The organism is Mesorhizobium sp. M1D.F.Ca.ET.043.01.1.1, assembly GCF_003952385.1.
GTDB lineage: Bacteria > Pseudomonadota > Alphaproteobacteria > Rhizobiales > Rhizobiaceae > Mesorhizobium.
The window spans coordinates 5,059,485-5,079,198 of the sequence record NZ_CP034444.1; the positions used below are offsets into that span (position 1 = coordinate 5,059,485).

The window sequence follows — 19,714 nt, forward strand, 5'->3', positions numbered from 1 at the left end:
GCGCACTTTCCTGGAATTAGTCCCTATTCAACCAGCAGGTGACCAAGCCGCTCGATTTCTTCCGTCGTGGTCGCGAAGCTTGCGACGAAACGGTAGATCGCTTCGCCGTCGCCGAGATGGCCATCAAAACCTTGCGGCACGCCCCATTCATAGAATTTGGCGCCGGCGACCTGCATTCTTTCGGCAACTGCGCGGCCGAGGATGGCGAACACTTCGTTGGCCTGCGGCAGCCAGGCGAGCCTGCCTGCCGGCGCATCCTCGATCGTCTCGGCGAGATGGGCGGCCATCGCATTGGCATGCCGCGCCATCCTCAGCCACAGGTCGTCGGTGAAGTAGGCTTCGAACTGAGCCGAGATGAACCGCGCCTTGGAAAAGGTCTGCCCGGCGCGCTGGCGAAGCAGGCGCAGGTCGCGGCCGACATCCGGGTTGAAGATCACGACGGCGTCGGCCATCCAGCAACCGTTCTTGGTGGCGCCGAAGGAGATGAGGTCGACGCCGCTTTTCCAAGTCATTTCCGCCGGCGTGACGTCAGTCGCGGCGATCGCGTTGGCAAAGCGCGCGCCGTCCATATGCAGCGGCAGCTTATGCCTGCGGCTGACCTCGGCGATCGCCTTGACGTCGTCGACGGTGTAGAGCGTGCCGACCTCGGTCGCCTGGGTGATCGTCACCGCCATCGGCTGGCCGGCAGGGGCAAGATCCTGCGAATAGCGTTTGATGGCCTTGTCCAGGGCCTCCGGGTTCATGCGTCCCAGAGGTCCCGGGACCGATGCCATGCGCGCGCCGCCGCTGTAGAAGCCCATCGCGCCGAATTCGTCGACATTCATATGCGCTTCGGAATGGCAAAGGGCGATGCCGCCGATACGGTTCAACGCCGCCATCGACAGCGCGTTGGCCGCCGTGCCGGTGGCGACGAAGAACACCTGAACCTCGCGCTCGAAGATATCGCTGAAGCGGCGGTAGACGGCCCGGTCCAGGTCGCCGTCGCCATAGGCGGTCGCGATGCCGGCCGCGTGCCGTGAGAGGTTTACCGAAATGTCGGGATGAACGCCCGCCCAGTTGTCGGATGCAAAGAACATCGAGAGGTCCGTGTGTAATTGGCAAAAGCGGCGCGACTTGACTGCTTTGGCGTCCGATGCGCAAGGGCCAATCCTTGGCAAAGCGGTGAAGCCAGCCGGCGGCACACATGGCTGCGACCAAAGCTTACGTTTCCCGATCCTGTCCCGAAATTTTGTGTCGCGGCGAGGCCGAGATTTTTGTGAATCAGTCTTGTGCAGGCCGCTAAATTCTGCCATACAAAATTTAGGACAGTAGTGCTGTCTTATTTTGTCGCACAAAACAGGCTGGACTGGCGTATCATCGGTGCCATTCCGGCCATTGTCGCGAGCGGCGGGTAGACGGCTCCGCTCTGGCCTGTACGATACCGGATGCGAACCGGGCGTATGGCCGCATGGTTCGGCAAGAAATTCGCGAGACGTGCAGCAAGGATGAAGGGGAAGCATTCTCGCTTCCCAAGGCAAACCAGCGCCCCAAGCCAAAGCAGCGGCAGGGTGCGGAACGGAGGACAGGACGATGACGGAACTGACGCCATCTGCGATCAACGGCCAGGCCGCGCAGACGAAAGCGGCAGCCGTCAAAACGCTGACCCGCACCGCCACCGGTCCGACCGCCCAGGGGCTCTACGATCCGCGCAACGAGCATGACGCCTGCGGCGTCGGCTTCATCGCCAACATGAAGGGCGCGAAGTCGCACCAGATCGTCGAGGACGGTCTGGCGATGCTGGAAAACCTCACCCATCGCGGCGCCGTCGGCGCCGACCCGCTGGTCGGCGACGGCGCCGGCGTGCTGGTGCAGATTCCGGACCGGTTCTTCCGCGAGGAAATGGCGGCCAAGGGCGTCGAACTGCCGCCCGCCGGCCAGTACGGCGTCGGCCACTGGTTCATGCCGCAGGATACGGCGCTTCGAACCCATATCGAGGACATCATCGCCGAATCGGCGCAGTCCGAAGGACTGCCGCTGATCGGCTTCCGCGACGTGCCGGTCGACAACTCGTCGCTGTCTAAGGCGCCGGAGATCGTCGCGTCCGAGCCGTTCCATCGCCAGGTGTTCATCGGCCGCACGTCGGACATCACCGACGACGAGGAGTACGAGGCCAGGCTCTACCTGCTACGCAAGGTGATCTCGGGCCGCATCTATGCCGAGAACGACAACAAGGACATCGGCGCCTATTGCGTGTCGCTGTCGGCGCGCACCATCGTCTACAAGGGCATGTTCCTGGCCTACCAGGTCGGGGCCTATTACAAGGATCTGACCGACCCGCGCTTCGAGACGGCACTGATCCTCGTCCACCAGCGCTTCTCGACCAACACCTTCCCGTCGTGGAAGCTGGCGCATCCCTATCGCATGGTCGCGCACAACGGCGAGATCAACACGGTGCGCGGCAACAACAACTGGATGGCGGCGCGCCAGGCCTCGGTCGATTCCGAGCTGTTCGGCAACAACATCTCGAAGCTGTGGCCGATCTCCTATGAAGGCCAGTCGGACACTGCGTGCTTCGACAACGCGCTCGAGTTCCTGTTCCAGGGCGGCTACAGCCTGACCCACGCCATGATGATGCTGATCCCGGAAGCATGGGCCGGCAACAAGCTCATGGATGCCGATCGCAAGGCTTTCTACGAATACCATGCCGCGCTGATGGAGCCGTGGGACGGCCCGGCGGCGGTCGTCTTCACCGACGGCCGCCAGATCGGCGCTACGCTCGACCGCAACGGCCTGCGGCCGGCGCGCTACATCGTCACCGACGACGACCGCGTCATCATGGCTTCGGAGGCCGGCGTGCTGCCGGTGCCGGAGGAAAAGATCGTGCAGAAGTGGCGGCTGCAGCCCGGCCGCATGCTGTTGATCGATCTTGCCAAGGGCCGCATCATCTCCGACGAGGAGATCAAGTCGGAGATCGCGACCAGGCATCCCTACAAGACCTGGCTTGCCAACACGCAGCTCATCCTGGAAGACCTGAAGCCGGTCGAGCCGCGGGCACTGCGCAAGGACGTCAGCCTGCTCGATCGCCAGCAGGCCTTCGGCTATACGCAAGAAGACACCAAGCTCCTGATGGCGCCGATGGCCACCACCGGCCAGGAAGCGGTCGGCTCGATGGGCACCGATACGCCGATCTCGGCGATGTCGGACAAGTCGAAGCTGCTCTACACCTATTTCAAGCAGAACTTCGCCCAGGTCACCAACCCGCCGATCGACCCGATCCGCGAGGAGCTTGTGATGAGCCTGGTGTCCTTCATCGGGCCGCGGCCGAACATCTTCGACCTGATCGGCACCTCGCGCCGCAAGCGGCTCGAAGTGCGCCAGCCGATCCTGACCAATGGCGATCTCGAGAAGATCCGCTCCATCGGCCACACCGAGGACCGTTTCGACACCAAGACGATCGACATCACCTACGGCTCGAATGAGGGTGCGGCCGGCATGCAGGGCGCCATCGACCGGCTCTGCGAGCGGGCCGAGGCGGCGGTCGCCGGCGGCTACAACATCATCATCCTGTCCGACCGCCAGGTCGGGCCTGACCGGATCGCCATTCCCGTGCTGCTCGCCACCGCGGCGGTGCACCACCACCTGATCCGCAAGGGCCTGCGCACCGCGGTCGGGCTGGTCGTGGAATCCGGCGAGCCGCGCGAAGTGCATCACTTCTGCTGCCTCGCCGGCTACGGCGCCGAGGCGATCAATCCGTATCTCGCCTTCGACACGCTGCTCGACATGCACAAGCGCGGCGAGCTGCCGGAAGAGGTCGACGAATACGAGGTCGTCTCCCGCTACATCAAGTCGATCGGCAAGGGCATCCTCAAGGTGATGTCCAAGATGGGCATCTCGACCTACCAGTCCTATTGCGGCGCGCAGATCTTCGACGCCATCGGGCTCAAGTCGGATTTCGTCGAGAAGTATTTCACCGGCACCGCGACGCTGATCGAAGGCGTTGGGCTGGACGAGGTCGCGACCGAGACGCTCAGCCGCCACACCGACGCCTTCGGCAACGACCCGGTGCTGCGCAACAACCTCGAGGTCGGCGGCGAGTATATGTTCCGCATGCGCGGCGAGGCGCATATGTGGTCGCCCGACGCGGTCGCAACCTTGCAGCATGCCGTGCGCCAGGGCTCCTGGGACACGTTCAAGGACTATTCGGCGCAGATCGACAGCGCGACCGCGCGGGCGCAGACCATCCGTGGCCTGTTCAAGATCAGGCTTGCCGAGGAGACCGGCCGCAGCAAGGTCGCGCTCGACGACGTCATGCCGGCTGCCGAGATCGTCAAGCGCTTCTCGACCGGGGCGATGTCGTTCGGCTCGATCTCCAGGGAAGCGCACACCACCCTGGCGAAGGCGATGAACGCCATCGGCGGCAAGTCCAACACCGGCGAGGGCGGCGAAGAGGCCGACCGCTACCTGCCGCTGCCTGGCGGCGGCAAGAACCCGGAGCGCTCGGCGATCAAGCAGGTCGCCTCGGGCCGTTTCGGCGTCACGGCGGAGTATCTGGTCAATTCCGACGTCATGCAGATCAAGGTGGCGCAGGGCGCCAAGCCCGGCGAGGGCGGCCAGCTGCCCGGCCACAAGGTCGACGCGACCATCGCCAAGGTCAGGCATTCGACGCCCGGCGTCGGGCTGATCTCGCCGCCGCCGCATCACGACATCTATTCGATCGAGGATCTGGCGCAGCTGATCTACGATTTGAAGAACGTCAATCCGGCGGCCGACGTCTCGGTCAAGCTGGTGTCGGAGGTCGGCGTCGGCACGGTCGCGGCGGGCGTCGCCAAGGCGCGCGCCGACCACATCACCATCTCCGGCTATGACGGCGGCACCGGCGCTTCGCCGCTGACCTCGCTCAAGCATGCCGGCAGCCCGTGGGAGATGGGCCTTGCCGAAACGCATCAGACGCTGGTGCTCAACGGCTTGCGCTCCCGCGTGGCGCTGCAGGTCGACGGCGGCCTGCGCACGGGCCGCGACGTCATCATCGGCGCGCTGCTCGGCGCCGACGAGTTCGGCTTCTCGACCGCGCCGCTGATCGCGGCCGGCTGCATCATGATGCGCAAGTGCCACCTGAACACCTGCCCGGTGGGCGTGGCGACGCAGGACCCGGTGCTGCGCAAGCGCTTCAAGGGCACGCCGGAGCACGTCATCAACTTCTTCTTCTATGTCGCGGAAGAGGTGCGGGCGCTGCTTGCCGAAATGGGCTTCACCCATCTCGACCAGATCATCGGCGACACCGACCTTCTGGAAAAGCGCGACGTGATCCAGCACTGGAAGGCGCGCGGGCTCGACTTCTCGAAGATGTTCTTCAAGCCCGATGCGCCGCACGAGGCGCTGCACTGGACCGAGCGGCAGAAGCATCCGATCGACGACGTGCTCGACCGCAAGCTGATCGAGCAGGCGAAGCCGGCGCTCGAAGCCAAGCAGCCGGTGACCATCGCGCTGCCGATCCGCAATGTCGACCGCTCCGCCGGCGCGATGCTGTCGGGCGAAGTCGCCAAGCGCTTCAAGCACAAGGGGCTGCGCGAGGACACGATCAGCGTCAAGCTCACCGGCACGGCCGGGCAGTCCTTCGGCGCCTTCCTGGCGCGCGGCGTCTCGTTCGAGCTGGTCGGCGCCGGCAACGACTATGTCGGCAAGGGCCTGTCGGGCGGCCGCATCGTCATCCGCCCGCCGGAAGAGGCCAAGATCGTCGCTGCCGAATCGATCATCGTCGGCAACACGGTGCTCTACGGCGCGACCGAGGGCGAGGCCTATTTCGCCGGCGTCGCCGGCGAGCGCTTCGCGGTGCGCAACTCCGGCGTCGTTGCCGTCGTCGAGGGCGTCGGCGACCATGGCTGCGAGTACATGACCGGCGGCATCGTCGTCGTCATCGGCAAGACGGGGCGCAACTTCGCCGCCGGCATGTCGGGCGGCGTCGCCTATGTGCTGGACGAGAAGGGCGATTTCGCCGAGCGCTGCAACATGGCGATGGTCGAACTGGAGCCGGTGCCGGAAGAGGACGACCTGATGGAGAAGCTGCTCCATCACGGGGGCGACCTCGACCACAAGGGGCGTGTCGACGTCTCCGGCGACATGACCAGCCACGATGAGGAGCGGCTCTATCAGCTGATCTCGAACCATGTCCATTACACGGGCTCGGTGCGCGGCCGCGAGATCCTCGACAACTGGGCAAGCTTCCGGCCGAAATTCCGGAAAATCATGCCGGTCGAGTATCGCCGCGCGCTGATCGAGATGGAACGCATGCGCATGAGCGTGGCGGCGGAATAGGCTTCGGGCATGGCCGGGGAGAAAATGCCCCGGCCGGCATCCTCACCAACAATCCTGACCTCGGAACCAAGGTTGCCACGGCGGCCTTATGAGGTTAACGGGTGCGCCGACAAGCTAGGCTTTCGAGCGCGCCTTCGGACAGTAGGGACTGGACAATGGGCAAGGTAACAGGGTTTCTCGAAATCGACCGGCAGGTGCACAAGTACCAGCCAGCCTCGGACCGCATCCGGCATTTCCGCGAATTCACGCTGCCGATGTCGGACAAGGAGGTCGAGAAGCAGGCCGCGCGCTGCATGGATTGCGGCATCCCGTTCTGCCATGGGCCGACCGGCTGCCCGATCCACAACCAGATCCCGGACTGGAACGACCTCGTCTACAACGGCGACTGGGACAGCGCGATCCGCAACCTGCACTCGACCAACAATTTCCCGGAGTTCACCGGCCGCATCTGTCCGGCGCCCTGCGAGGAAGCCTGCACGCTGAACCTCGAGGACATTCCGGTCGCCATCAAGACGGTCGAGCAGGCGATCGCCGACAAGGCTTATGAGACCGGCCATATCCGGCCCTACCCGCCGGAGAGGAAGACCGGCAAGCGGGTCGCCGTTATCGGCTCCGGGCCGGCCGGCATGGCCGCCGCCCAGCAGCTTGGCCGCGCCGGCCATGACGTGCATGTCTATGAGCGCGAGAGCCGGCCCGGCGGGCTGATGCGCTACGGCATCCCCGACTTCAAGATCGAGAAGCATTACATCGACCGCCGCATCGAGCAGATGCAGGGCGAGGGCGTGAGCTTCCATTGCGGCGTCAATGTCGGCGTCGACAAGCCGGTTGCCGAGCTGCTCGCCGAATACGACGCGGTGCTCTATTGCGGCGGCTCGGAAACGCCACGCCCGGCCAACATCCCGGGCGACGATCTCAGCGGCGTCTACGATGCGATGCCCTATCTGGTGCAGCAGAACCGCCGCGTCGGCGGCGAGCCGATCCAGTCGGTGGCCTGGCCCTCGCATCCGATCATCGCCGGCGGCCAGCATGTGGTGGTCGTCGGCGGCGGCGACACCGCGTCCGACTGCATCGGCACCGCCTTCCGGCAGGGCGCCGTGCGCGTGACGCAGCTCGACATCCGTCCGCAGCCGCCGGAGAAGGAAGACAAGCTCGCCGTCTGGCCTTACTGGGCGACCAAGATGCGCACGTCTTCCTCGCAGGCCGAAGGGGCCGAGCGCGAATTCCAGGTGGCGACGCTCGAATTCATCGGCGAGGACGGCCAGCTGACCGGCGTCCGCTGCTGCGAAGTCGATGAGAAGCGCAAGCCGATCGCCGGCAGCGAATTCGTCATCCGTGCCGATCTCGCCTTCATCGCCATCGGCTTTGCCGGTCCGGCGCCCGACAGCGTGATGAAGGAACTCGACGGGCAGATAACGGTCGTCACCGACAGCCGCCGCTCGCGGAATGTCGAGGCCAACGATCGCGACTACAAGACCAGTGTCGACAAGCTCTACACGGCGGGCGACGTGCGCCGCGGCCAGTCGCTGGTGGTGTGGGCGATCCGCGAGGGCCGCCAGGCGGCGCGCGCGATCGACGAGGCGCTGATGGGAACGACGGTACTGCCGCGCTGAGACCATTCGCAGGAGCGAATTCCGAAACGGTCTCCAAGCCGATGAGCTACTGGCCGATGAGCTACTGGCCGATGAGCTACTGATTGACGCCGGTGGTCGCGTCAGGCGCGGCTGCTGCCGTCGTAGGCTGTGATTTCGGCGGCCAGGAGAAATCATCGGCGCGGCCGGGCGAGGCGGTCGGCGCCTTACCCTCGACGGTCAGCTTTTCACCCGGCAGGTTCGGATCGGCCTTGGCGGGCGGCGCGGCGCCCAGCAGTTCGGTGCCGCCGTCGAGTGCGGGGTCGCTGAGCAGCATCGGCGCGGTGCGATCGACGATGACAGGCGCCGCGGCGGGCTTCGGCGCCTCGACCGGAGCGCCGGCCGGCGCGGAAACCGTGGTGACGCTTCCGGGCGCCGCCAGTCCAAGGATCTTTGCCAGGGGCTTTTCGGTATAAAAGGCAAGCTTGCGCTTGCCGGCCTTGGTGACATTGATGCCGTCGTCGGAGCGCAGGCGCACCGGCTGACCGTTGATGTCGGGACCGGAGGCGACAAAGGCGCCGTTCTCGTCGACGAAGCCGTCCCAGACATCGACGAACTCGCCGCCATGCGTCTGTGCAGCCGAATGATAGATGTCGTTGAAGGCCAGCATGTCCGAGTTCATCTTCGCCACCCCGAACGCCGGCATGCCGACCCACAGGAACGGCACCTTGGCATCCTGAATGGCCTTGCCCAGCGCATCGGTCCGGCGCTCGTATTCCTTGGTCCAGTTCTCGGAACGCGGCTGCTCGCGCTCGTCGCCGACGCGCATCTGCTGGCGGTCGTTGGAGCCAAGCATGATCACCACGACGGACGGTTTCTCCGTCTCGATCAGCGACTTGATCTCGACCGGCCAGTTGTAGAAATCGTCGCGCACGAAGCCGGACGAGCCGTTGCTGCGTGAAACGATCCTGACTGCGGGATTGTCGGCAAAGGCGGTGTCGAGGCCCTCGGCAAGCCCGCCCGCCAGGAAATCGCCGACCACCAGCACGACGCGGCCATCCGGCGTCTTCTCGACGATCGGCGTCTCCGGTTCGGCCGGCGGGCGCGGCTTGGATTTCTTCTTTGGTTTCGGCCGCGCTTTCTGGATTTCGGCCGGCGGCTCGATGCGCTCGCTGCGGCGCGGGAACAGGAGATCGCGCAGCGACCAGCCGCGGCTTTCCTCTTCCTGCGCGAAGGCCGGCGTATGGAAGCCGCTGGAGCCGGCGACGGCAAGCACGGCGATGGCCAGAACGAGGATCGGCAGGCGGCGAACGATCAGCCAGATGCGCGCAACCGTAACCAATCAAGTCTCCATCCCTTGGCGCATGAGCCTGCAAAAAGCAGGGAAGTCATGCGCAAGCCGAAGCGCTACAGCATCCTTTCCGTCTTTGAAAGCATGCTTCACGCCATGGACGGCTCTATTGCTTCCGGAGCCATTTCAGCACTTCCAGGCTCGGATAGCCATCCTGGGTCAGGCCGACCTTCGCCTGGTAAGCCATGATGGCGGCCTTCGACCCTTCGCCGATCTTGCCGTCGAACTTGCCGTCATAATAGCCGTGCTCGGAAAGCCGCTTCTGCAATTCCTGCCGTTCCTCGAAGCTGAGCTTGGTGAAAGGCCGCTGCCAGTCCTGCACAAGGCCGATGCCGCCGGCGATCTCGTCGGCGAGCAGGCCGACGGCCAAAGCGTATTTGTCGGCGTTGTTGTAGGCTTTGATGACCGAAAAATTCCTGATCATCAGGAAGGCCGGTCCGCCCCTGCCGTCCGGCACCTTCAACGTCGCCTTGTCGCTCAGATTCCTGAACGGCTTGCCATTGGCCCTGGCGACGCCGAGCGCCTGCCATTGCGCCAGCGTCTTGGATCCGCCGGGCAGCTTGCCGGCCGGCAGCGTCACTTCGTAGCCCCAGGTCTTGCCGGCCTGCCAGCCGTTCTTCTTCAAAAGGTTCGCGGAGGTTGCCAGCGCATCGGGAATCGAATTCCAGATGTCGCGCCGGCCGTTGCCGTCCATGTCGACGGCGTAGCGCTGGTAGCTGGTCGGGATGAACTGCGTCTGGCCCATCGCGCCGGCCCAGGAGCCCATGAGATGGCTTTCGTCGATGTCGCCGGTCTGCAGGATCTTCAAAGCGGCGACCAACTGGGTGCGGGCATATTTCGACCGCTGCGGGTCGCCATAGGCAAGGGTTGCCAGCGAACGGATGACATTGCGCATGATGTCGTCGCGCTTGAGGATTTCGCCATAGTTCGATTCCATCGACCAGATGGCGAGAAGGGTGTTGCGGTCGACGCCGAACCGTGCCTCGATGCGATCCAGCCACGCCTTCCATTTGCGCGCCATGGCCTGGCCGTTGGCAACCGACTGGTCATGCACGCGGTTGTCGAAATAGTCCCAGGCGGGAGCGGTGAATTCCGGCTGGGTGCGGGCCTTCTCCAGCACGACCGGGTCGGGCTCGATGCCCCTCATGGCCCTATCGTAGACCGCGCCGGAAACGCCGCCCGCAACCGCGGTGGCGCGGAAGCCGGCGACCCACTGGCGGAACCCCGCATCGGCGAAAGCGGGTCCGGAAGGCAGCAGCAAGGCGAGCGTGAGGCCGGCGGCCGTCACCAGTGCCGTCAGACGCCTTGCGGTGTTGCGAACGGACATCTTTTCCTCCTTCGTCAAATCAGGAAGGATCATTCAACGCCGAACTGGGTTAGTATTTAGTTTACCATAGGTGCCGCCGGGAACGAAAAGAGAGGTAGCGGCTTTTAGCCCTGCACGTTCAGCCGTTCGGTAGTTCAACATTCCGGCGTCAAAATGTTCGGAGGTATTGCGGAGCAGATCGCTGAGCGGATAATGGGCGCAAAACGGATGGGGTGGAGCATGAAGCGAGTTCGCAAGGCAGTTTTCCCGGTCGCCGGCCTCGGCACGCGGTTTCTTCCGGCCACCAAGGCCATTCCGAAGGAGATGCTGACCGTCGTCGACCGGCCGGTTATCCAATATGTGGTCGACGAGGCGCGCGACGCCGGCATCGAGCATTTCATCTTCGTGACCGGACGCAACAAGGCGGTCATCGAGGATCATTTCGACGTCCAGTTCGAGCTCTACGACACGCTGGCCCAGCGCGGCAAGGACGACCAACTCGCCCGCCTGCAGCGGCTGCAGCCGGCGCCGGGCCAGACCAGCTTCACCCGCCAGCAGGTGCCGATGGGGCTTGGCCATGCCGTGTGGTGCGCGCGCGAGCTGGTCGGCGACGAACCGTTCGCGCTGCTTTTGCCCGACATGATCATGCAGTCTGAGAAAAGCTGCATGAAGGACATGGTCGAGCTCTATGCCGAGACCGGCAACAACATCATCGCCGTGCAGGAATGCGATCCGACCGAGGCGCACAAATACGGCATCGTCGGCCGTGGCGAGGACACCCATCACGGCTTCCGCATCACGGGCATGGTGGAGAAGCCGAAACCGGGCACGGCGCCGTCCAACCTCTTCATCAACGGGCGCTACATCCTGCAGCCGGAGATTTTCGGCATCCTCGAAAGGCAGGAGCGCGGCGCCGGCAACGAGATCCAGTTGACGGATGCGATGCTGAAGCTGGAAAAACAGCAGCCCTTCTATGGCTATCATTACATGGGGCGCACTTTCGATTGCGGCTCGCCGGAAGGCTTTGTCGAAGCCAATGTCGCCTTCGCGCTGTGGCGCAACGACATGAACGAGAGCATGGCCGGCGTTATCCGCACACTGCTGGATGAGGTGCGGCCGGCCGAACGGCGTGGGGTTCCAGGGTAATCGCCGATGTTCAGGTGAGGCCGGCCGGCCCGCTTCGGCAGCATCGCCTAAGCAATTCCAGAAAAAGTGTGAGCGGTTTTCCGTCCGGAATTGCGTAAGAACAAAGAGATAGGGCGTTTCGCCGTTTCCGTGAAACGGTGAAACGCACTAGCGCTGCACCTTCAGCCCGAGATAGACGCTGTTGGCGACATAGTCGCGACCGGGCAGGTTGCTGGTCAGCTTCTCCGTCCTCACCCGCGTGGTCAGCCCGGCGTAGCGGTTCAGCCACCAGGTCAGCCCGGCCTCGGCGCTCAGGATCAGATCGTGGCCGTCGGAGCCGGTGTAATCGCGCCAATCGAGGCCAAGCGCCGAATTCGCCGTCAGGTTGGCGCGGACCTGCCGCTCGCCGGTGAGCCGGCCCGAGTAGAGGACATCGCCGCTCTCGTTTGCCGCGGTCGTGGCCTCGATCGTGGTCCTTCCGGTGAGCCCGACGATCGTGCCGCGCTCGGGCGACCATTTGAGATCGGCGTTGACGTATGGGCCGGCATTGGCCGGCAGGCGGTCGTCATCGATCGCTTCGCGAAGCCATCCGACGGAAAATTCGCCGGAAAGCTTGTCGCGCATGTCGAGCTCGAGGCCGGCGCGCGCGCCGAGCCGCGTCGAGGAGCGCTCGAAGCCGTTGCTGTCGAGGCGCAGATCATAGACCCGCCGCCCGGCCTCCACCTCGGCAAAGGGCGTCATGGCCGGCGAGACCTGGTAGCCGGTGCGCAAGGTCGCGGAATAGAGCGTGGAGTCGCGATGCTTCTGCGACAGAACGGTGCCGTCCGAGAGCTCGGCGTCGCCGTAGAAATCATGCGTGACCGCGCCGGTCAGCGTGTAGCGCATCTTGCCGACGTCCTTCTCGACGCCGAGGCTGCCGTCCACGGTCTGGCGCAGCGGCTGCGAGGTGACGCCGGCGATGGCGTCCGGCGAGGAGGCCGATTCCGGCACGGCTTCGTAGCCCAGCTTGGCGATGGCGCGCAGCTCATTGTCGAGGTCGACATTGAGCTGGCCCTCGATCCGGCCCTGCGCATCGTTGATCTTCTGGCCCGACAGCGTGTTGCGGAAGATGCCGTAGCCGTTGATCAGTGCCGAATTCTCGCGCCAGTCCGAGGTGGCGGAAAAACGCAGCGCCGTTTCGGACAGGACCGCCGATGTGCCACCGCTGCTGGCATCGGCGTTGGACGTCGCGGTAAAGCCTTGCTCCAGCGTCGGCCGGATGACGAAAGTGCCGACCTTGATGCCGGGCGCGGCGAAGGGATCCTCTTCAGGCTTGATCTTCTGGCCTTCGATCGACCCGGTGCGCTCGGCGCCGGGATCGAGCTTCTGCCGGTCGACGCTGTCGACGGTGACGGCGCGGCGGTTGGCGCCCTCTTCGTCGGCGGCCACGGTATCGGCCTGGTCGCCCGTGATGGCTGCGGTCTTGGCCGTGCTGTCCGTGGTCTGACCGGGCTTCTTCCTGGTCTTTTTCTTGTCGGCCGCCTTGGCGCCGCTTTTCGTGTCGGCGTCGGTTGCGCGCTGCCTGGCCGTTGAGGGCCGGCGCGGCCGGGCCGCGGCCTGATCGTCGGCGAAGGGGTCGTCGGTCGCCTGCGGCCGGTCGAAAATGCTGCCGCTCGCACCTTCGTCGTCGGGCACCGCGCCCGGGCTTGCCGGCTCATAAGGGTTTGCCTGTGCCTGGTCCGCAGCCGCCTGGGCCGCTGGCGCCGCCTGATCCAGCGATCCTTGCGCGCGCAATTGCCTCGCCTTGCGCTGCTGGTCGGCCAGGATTGCCGATTCGGAAACCTCGCCGCGCAGCTCGGTTTCCTGGGCGAAGACCGGTGCCGGGCGCAGCAAGGCAAGAACGCTTGCCGTCAGCAGAAGCGCTGCGACGGCAATGCCCTTCCGACCCGTTTTCGTATCTGGCTCGCCCCCGGACATCGTCACCACTGCTCGCGCGGCGCAGGCGCGCCATACTTACCGGACCGTAAATGGGGATGGTTAACGGAGGGTTGAGGCGAGCCGTTTGCGCAACCCAGGACAAGCGTGAAACGGGAATACCGTTGGACAGGCGAGCGACATGGCGCTAATGGCATCTGCCATGCATGCGGGGTCCCCAGAAAGAAAGCGGCCGGACAGCCAGGCTGCGATCGAATCGGCGCTGAGAACGGTGGCGACGGAACAGGCCGGCGTTGCGGCGCTTGCCGCAGCGCTCGACAACGGTTTGGCCGAGCCGTTCGCAACCGCCATCGATCTCATCGCGCGGATCGAGGGCCGTGTCATCGTCACCGGCGTCGGCAAGAGCGGCCATATCGGCTCCAAGATCGCCGCCACGCTCGCCTCGACCGGCACGCCGGCCTTCTTCGTCCATTCGGCCGAGGCCAACCACGGCGATCTCGGCATGATCGCCAAGGACGACGCCATCATCGCCATGTCGTGGTCGGGCGAGACCAAGGAACTGATGGGGATCGTCGCCTATTCAAGGCGCTTCTCGATCCCGCTGATTGCGATCACCTCCGGCGAAAGCTCGGCGCTGGCCCGCGCCGCGGACGTGGTGCTGTTGCTGCCGACCGTGCCGGAAGCCTGTCCGCATGGGCTGGCGCCGACCACGTCGACGCTGCTGCAACTCGTCATGGGCGACGCGCTGGCGATCGCGCTGCTCGAGGCGCGCGGCTTCACGCCGGACCATTTCCGCACCTTCCATCCCGGCGGCCAGCTTGGCGCCAACCTGACGCAGGTTTCCGAGATCATGCGGGTCGGCGACCAGATACCGCTTGCCGTCCTCGGCACCAAGATGCCGGAAGCGGTGATGACGCTATCCAACAAGAAGGTCGGCTGCGTCTGTATCGTCGATACGAAAGGCCAACTGGTCGGGATCATCACCGACGGCGATGTCGCGCGCAACCTGCATCGCAACCTGGCCAACATCGCCGTCGAAGAGGTGATGACGCGCACGCCCAAGACCATCGACCCGCAGACGCTCGCGGGCACGGCAATCGCGATGCTCAACGAGCACAATATCGGGGCACTGGTGGTGACCCAGAAAAATAGGCCGGTGGGCGTGGTTCACTTCCACGACCTGCTTCGCATCGGCGCAGCTTGAGCCCCGCCAGACGAACGTTCAGATCGCCTCGACCGTCAGTTCCAGATCGGTGTCGGCGGCGCCTGTCACGCGCACCTGCGTGCCGACCGGCAGGTCCGGGCCGGAGACGCGCCAGAGCGTGTCGCCAAGCCGGATGCGGCCGCGGCCGTTCTTGATCGGTTCGGACAGCGTCGCCGTGCGGCCGACCATCTGCGCGCCGCGGCGGTTGAGCAGCGGCTGGTCAACGCTGCCCTGGCGCGAGACCGCGATCTGCCGGCCGACATAGGCCGAGACCACGCTGAGCGCCAGGAAAGCGAGGACCTGCACCTGCCAGGTCCAGAAGGCGGCGTCCCAGATCGCCAGCGACACGGCGCCGATGATCAGCGCCGCGATGCCGATCCACAGCATGAAGACGCCGGGCGCCACGACTTCCATCACCAGGAGCACAATGCCCAGAACCATCCAGTTCCACGGGCCGAGTTCCGAAACGATGCGGTCGATCATTGCCGGTCCCCCACAGAGTTAGATGATCAGTTGTCCGTCTGGCGCACGACCGGCGTGCGTGAGCCGGGCCGCTGCGTGCCGGACGGGCCGTCGCCCTTGAAGACTTCGCGGGCGATCTCGCCGATGCCGCCCAGCGAGCCGATCAGCGATGAGGCTTCGAACGGCATCAGCACGATCTTGTTGTTGCTGGACGAGCCGATCCTGGCCAGCGCCTCGGTGTATTTCTGGGCGACGAAGTAGTTGATCGCCTGCACGTCGCCCTTGGCGATGGCTTCCGACACCACCTGCGTCGCCTTGGCCTCGGCTTCGGCCGAGCGCTCGCGTGCCTCGGCGTCGCGGAACGCGGCCTCCCTGCGGCCTTCGGCCTCAAGGATCTGCGATTGCTTCAGCCCCTCGGCGGCGAGGATCTGGGCGCGCTTGTCGCGCTCGGCCATCATCTGGCGGCCCATCGATTCCACAAGATTGGCCGGGGGGTTGATGTCCTTGATCTCGACGCGCGTGATCTTGATGCCCCACGGATGCGCCGCCTCGTCGACGACGCGCAGCAGGCGTTCGTTGATCGCATCGCGGTTGGACAGCAATTCGTCGAGGTCCATCGAGCCCATGACGGTGCGGATGTTGGTCATCGTCAGGTTCAGAATAGCGTTCTGCAGGCCGGAAACCTGGTAGGCTGCCTGCGCCGCATTGAGAATCTGGAAGAAGGCGATCCCGTCTACACCGACTATGGCGTTGTCGCGGGTGATGATTTCCTGGCTCGGGACATCGAGCACCTGCTCCATCATGTTCATCTTGGCGCCGATGCGCTCGAAGATCGGGTTGATGATGTTGAGGCCAGGCGTCAGCGTCTTGGTGTATCGCCCGAAACGCTCCACCGTATAATTGTAACCTTGCGGCACCGTCCTGATGCCTTTGAAAAGAAGGATGATGACCAGGAAGACAAGAACAACGATGGCAATATCGAAACCGCTGAAGCCCATTTCGTTTCTCCCTCAAAAGGCGGCGACCTCACGAAATCACTTAAGTGTGTTTCCGCAGCGTTACAATCAGGTGATCACGAATATTGGTTAGCGGAGGCTTTTGCGCACCGGTTTCATGGCCTGTCGGTGAAGCCGGTCACACCCAGCCGGCAAGCTCGCGCCGCGCCAGCGCCTCGATCACCGCCATGCCCTCGGCGCTGTCGTTGAGGCAAGGAATGTGGGCGAAGTTCCTGCCGCCGGCATGGTGGAAGGTCTCGGCGGCTTCGCGGCCGATCTCGTCCAGCGTCTCGATGCAGTCGACGGAAAAACCCGGATTGACGACCGCGATCGACTTGACGCCGTCCTTCGCCAGCTTCTCGACGGTGACGTCGGTGTAGGGCTGGAGCCATTCCTGCGCGCCGAAGCGCGACTGGAAGGTGGTGATGAGCTTCTTCTCGTCCCAGCCTAGTCTTGCCCTGAGCAGCCGTGTCGTTTCCAGGCAATGCTCCTGGTAGGGGTCGCCCTTGTCGGAGTAAGGTTTTGGAATGCCGTGGTAGGAGGTGATGACCACCTCCGGCTCGAAGTCGAGCGTCGCCAGATTTTGCTCGATCGAACGGGCGAGCGCCTCGATATAGACCGGCTCGTCGTAATAGGGCGGCACGCTGCGGATCGCCGGCGCATGCCTGATCTGCATCAGCGCGCGGAACAACTGGTCGTTGGCGGTCGCTGTCGTCGTCGCCGAATATTGCGGATAGAGCGGAAAGGTGAGGACGCGCTCGCAACCTTGCTCGGCCAGCCGGCGGGCGACGGCCGCCGTCGAGGGATTGCCGTAGCGCATCGCCCAGTCGACGACCACGTTCGGCAGATCGCCAAGCGCGCCGGTGAGCTTTTCCGCCTGGGAGCGCGTGAAAGTGCGCAGCGGCGATTCGTCCTTCTCCCGGTTCCAGATCCTGGCATAGTTGGCGCCGGACTTTTTCGGCCGCGTGGTGAGAACCAGTCCGTAGAGGATCGGGTACCAGATCGCTTTGTTGAGCTCGATGACGCGCGGATCGGAGAGGAATTCCCTCAGATAACGCCACATCGGCTTGAAGCCGGTGCCGTCGGGCGTGCCGAGATTGATCAGCATGATGCCGATCTTGCCCGCCTTCACCGGCGCGGCATCGGCGGACAGCGGACCGACGGCCTTTGCGGTCTTGGCATCGGCAGGGTTGGCAGGCGTCATAAACAGTCTCCGGTAGCGCCGCGAAACTAGCGATGCCCTGCCGGTTTTCAATGCTGCGTCTGGCCGCACCTTATCGCGTTTGGGCCAGAAAACGGAACACCCGCCCGGTTTCCCGGACGGGTAACAAGAATTCCAGTCAGAACCTACTTCGCGGCCGGAGGAATGGTCAGCGTCCCGCCGAGCGGCAGGCGGCGCGGCTTGTAGTCCTTGTTGGCCTCGGAGATCAGCTTCCATTTGGTGCCGTCGCCATAGTTCTTCTTGGCCAGGTCCCAGTAAGTGTCGCCGGCGGCGATCACATGACTGGTCTCCGGGCTGGTGCCGGCCGGCTTGGCCTCGGCGGGCGCTGTCTCGGCCGGCTTGGCCGGTTCAGCCGCGGGGGCACTGGTCGCGGGGGCGGCCTCGGCAGGTTTCGCCTCCGACGTTGCCGGTGCCGTCTCGGCCGGAACGGTCGGCGGCGTGCCGGCGATATCGCCGGAATTGGACGGCAAAGCCGGCATTGCTGGCTCGGCGGCCGCGGGCGCCGATTCGGCCGGTTTGGCGGGCTCGGCCGCCGGCGCGGTTGCTGCAGGGGCGGTCTCGGCGGGCTTTGCCGGTTCCGCCGCCGCCACCGTCGTGCCAACCTCGGTGATGCGCCCGTCGAGCTTCGGCGTATAGGGCCGGTGCGCGCCGAGATAGTCGGCAACCACCTGCTCAAGGCCCGGGCCGAAGTCATAGGCGTCGGTCGCCTTTTCGGCGAAGACCTTGTAGCCGTCGCCACCCTGGCGGACGTAGTTGTTGGTGGCGACGACATATTGCTTGTCCGGGTTGATCGGAGCCCAGGCGCCTTTCTCCATCACCTCGACCGATTTGACGCGGCCGGCATTGGGCGCGACCGACTTGTCGAAGGCGTATTTCAGGCCGGCCACCTGCGGGAAGCGGCCGGCACCGTCCTCGATCTGGCTGAGGCCGTTTTCGAGACCGGCGACCAGATCCTTGCCGGAGATCTTGAACGTCGCCAGCGTGTTCTGGAACGGCAGCACCGTCAGCACCTCGCCCATGGTCACGGTGCCCTGGTCGATGGAGGCGCGCAGGCCGCCGCCGTTCGAGATGACGATCTCGACGCCCTGGCCCTTGACGCGGTCGAGGATCGCGTCGGAGACGAGATTGCCCATCTCGCATTCGCGGGCGCGGCAATTCTCGCGGCTGCCGTCGATTGCCTTGGTGGTCTCGGCGACCTCCTTGTTCTTGAGCGCCTCGATCGGCGCGCCAAGCTCCTTGATGCGGGCGAGCACGGCCGGATCGGGGGTGATCGACTTGTCGAGAAAGATCGGGTCGCCGCTCGCTTGCTTGACGACGCCGTTGTCGTCGAACACCACCTTGAACTCGCCGAGATATTTCGAATAGGACGCCGCCTGCACGACGGGAACCTTGTAGCCGTCCGGATTGTCGACCATCGTCGGATAGGGGCCTGCCGCCTTCGGGTCGGTGTTCGACAAAAGCGTGTGGCTGTGGCCGCCCACCACCACGTCGACGCCGGGGATTTTCGCGATGACATCGCGCTCGCGGTTGTAGCCGATATGGGTTACCGCGATGATCTTGTTGATGCCTTGTCCCTTCAGCTTCTCGACCTCGGCGGTGATCGACTTGACGTCGTCCGCGATGGCGATGTTGGGGCCGGGCGAGGCGAGTTCCGGCGTGTCGTTGGTAACGGCGCCGACGATGCCGATCTTCTGGCCGCCGACCTCGACGACGATCGACGGCTTGATCTTGCCCTTTGCCCCGGACTTGTCGTTGGGCAGGACATTGGCGCTGACGACGGGGAATTGCGCCTTGTCGAGGTAAGGCACAAGTGCTGTCTCGCCGTCGTCGAATTCATGATTGCCGAGCGTCACCGCATCCGGCTTGATCTGATTGAGGAATTCCTCCTCAGCCGCGCCCTTGTAGGTGATGTAGAACAGCGATCCCTGGAAGCTGTCGCCGGCGTTGAGCAGCAGCACGTTCTGGCCTTCGAGCTTCTTGCGCTCCTGCGCGATCGCGGTGACCAGCCGGCCGGCGCCGCCGATGCATTCGCCCTTGGTCTCTTCCTCGGCTGAACAGGTCGACTCGTACTTGTTGTTGCCTTCGATGCGGCTGTGCCAGTCGTTGAAATGCAGGATGTTCAGCGTGTAGTCGGCAAAGGAGGCTCCGGCCGACAGGCCAATCATCGAGGTGGACAGGGCTAGAACGGCGGCAGTCTTCTTCATCTTCGTCTCCCGGATAAGCTGGCCTGAAGTGCTTAATGCCCTCGCTTGACTGGAAAATAACAGTCAGCTTCG

Annotated in this window: 12 protein-coding genes; 4 read left to right on the plus strand and 8 right to left on the minus strand. The window is 64.7% G+C overall.

From position 1 onward, the window contains the following. Positions 1–23 precede the first annotated feature (23 nt). A complete protein-coding gene (locus EJ067_RS24550; RefSeq protein WP_126087783.1) occupies positions 24–1,076 on the minus strand; it encodes a low specificity L-threonine aldolase in 1,053 nt (350 codons plus the stop codon). Between the two features lie 493 nt (positions 1,077–1,569). Between EJ067_RS24550 and gltB the strand changes: the two genes are divergently transcribed. Further along, on the plus strand, positions 1,570–6,291 hold the full coding sequence (gene gltB / locus EJ067_RS24555; protein ID WP_126087784.1) for a glutamate synthase large subunit: 4,722 nt from the start codon (positions 1,570–1,572) through the stop codon (positions 6,289–6,291). Between the two features lie 155 nt (positions 6,292–6,446). Then, positions 6,447–7,901 carry a glutamate synthase subunit beta gene (locus EJ067_RS24560; RefSeq protein ID WP_126087785.1) on the plus strand — a complete coding sequence of 485 codons (1,455 nt, stop codon included), beginning with the start codon at positions 6,447–6,449 and terminating at the stop codon, positions 7,899–7,901. A gap of 76 nt (positions 7,902–7,977) precedes the next feature. On the opposite strand, the gene EJ067_RS24565 is transcribed toward EJ067_RS24560, so the two are convergent. Together EJ067_RS24565 and EJ067_RS24570 are read right to left on the minus strand one after the other, a co-directional pair. Then, entirely contained in the window at positions 7,978–9,201 is a 1,224-nt protein-coding gene (locus tag EJ067_RS24565) for a DUF459 domain-containing protein (RefSeq protein WP_126087786.1), read from the minus strand. Positions 9,202–9,316: 115 nt separating this feature from the next. Then, the gene (locus EJ067_RS24570; protein WP_126087787.1) at positions 9,317–10,537 is read right to left on the minus strand and encodes a lytic murein transglycosylase; all 1,221 of its coding nucleotides are present in this window, start codon (positions 10,535–10,537) and stop codon (positions 9,317–9,319) included. A gap of 219 nt (positions 10,538–10,756) precedes the next feature. Here EJ067_RS24570 and galU point away from each other — a divergent pair, with 219 nt between their 5' ends. Beyond that, positions 10,757–11,662 carry a UTP--glucose-1-phosphate uridylyltransferase GalU gene (gene galU / locus EJ067_RS24575; protein ID WP_126087788.1) on the plus strand — a complete coding sequence of 302 codons (906 nt, stop codon included), beginning with the start codon at positions 10,757–10,759 and terminating at the stop codon, positions 11,660–11,662. A gap of 147 nt (positions 11,663–11,809) precedes the next feature. Here galU and EJ067_RS24580 read toward each other — a convergent pair whose 3' ends face one another. Further along, entirely contained in the window at positions 11,810–13,597 is a 1,788-nt protein-coding gene (locus EJ067_RS24580; protein ID WP_126087789.1) for an outer membrane beta-barrel protein, read from the minus strand. Positions 13,598–13,757: 160 nt separating this feature from the next. Between EJ067_RS24580 and EJ067_RS24585 the strand changes: the two genes are divergently transcribed. Beyond that, entirely contained in the window at positions 13,758–14,759 is a 1,002-nt protein-coding gene (locus tag EJ067_RS24585; RefSeq protein ID WP_126089726.1) for a KpsF/GutQ family sugar-phosphate isomerase, read from the plus strand. A gap of 18 nt (positions 14,760–14,777) precedes the next feature. On the opposite strand, the gene EJ067_RS24590 is transcribed toward EJ067_RS24585, so the two are convergent. From EJ067_RS24590 to EJ067_RS24605, 4 genes are all read right to left on the minus strand, one after another. Continuing rightward, positions 14,778–15,242 carry an NfeD family protein gene (locus EJ067_RS24590; protein WP_126087790.1) on the minus strand — a complete coding sequence of 155 codons (465 nt, stop codon included), beginning with the start codon at positions 15,240–15,242 and terminating at the stop codon, positions 14,778–14,780. A 26-nt stretch (positions 15,243–15,268) separates the two neighbouring features. Next, positions 15,269–16,219: an SPFH domain-containing protein gene (locus EJ067_RS24595; protein ID WP_126087791.1), complete on the minus strand. Its 951-nt coding sequence runs from the start codon at positions 16,217–16,219 to the stop codon at positions 15,269–15,271. A 136-nt stretch (positions 16,220–16,355) separates the two neighbouring features. Continuing rightward, entirely contained in the window at positions 16,356–17,420 is a 1,065-nt protein-coding gene (hemH, locus tag EJ067_RS24600) for a ferrochelatase (RefSeq protein ID WP_126087792.1), read from the minus strand. A 143-nt stretch (positions 17,421–17,563) separates the two neighbouring features. Further along, positions 17,564–19,642: a bifunctional UDP-sugar hydrolase/5'-nucleotidase gene (locus EJ067_RS24605; RefSeq protein WP_126087793.1), complete on the minus strand. Its 2,079-nt coding sequence runs from the start codon at positions 19,640–19,642 to the stop codon at positions 17,564–17,566. Positions 19,643–19,714 lie beyond the last annotated feature (72 nt).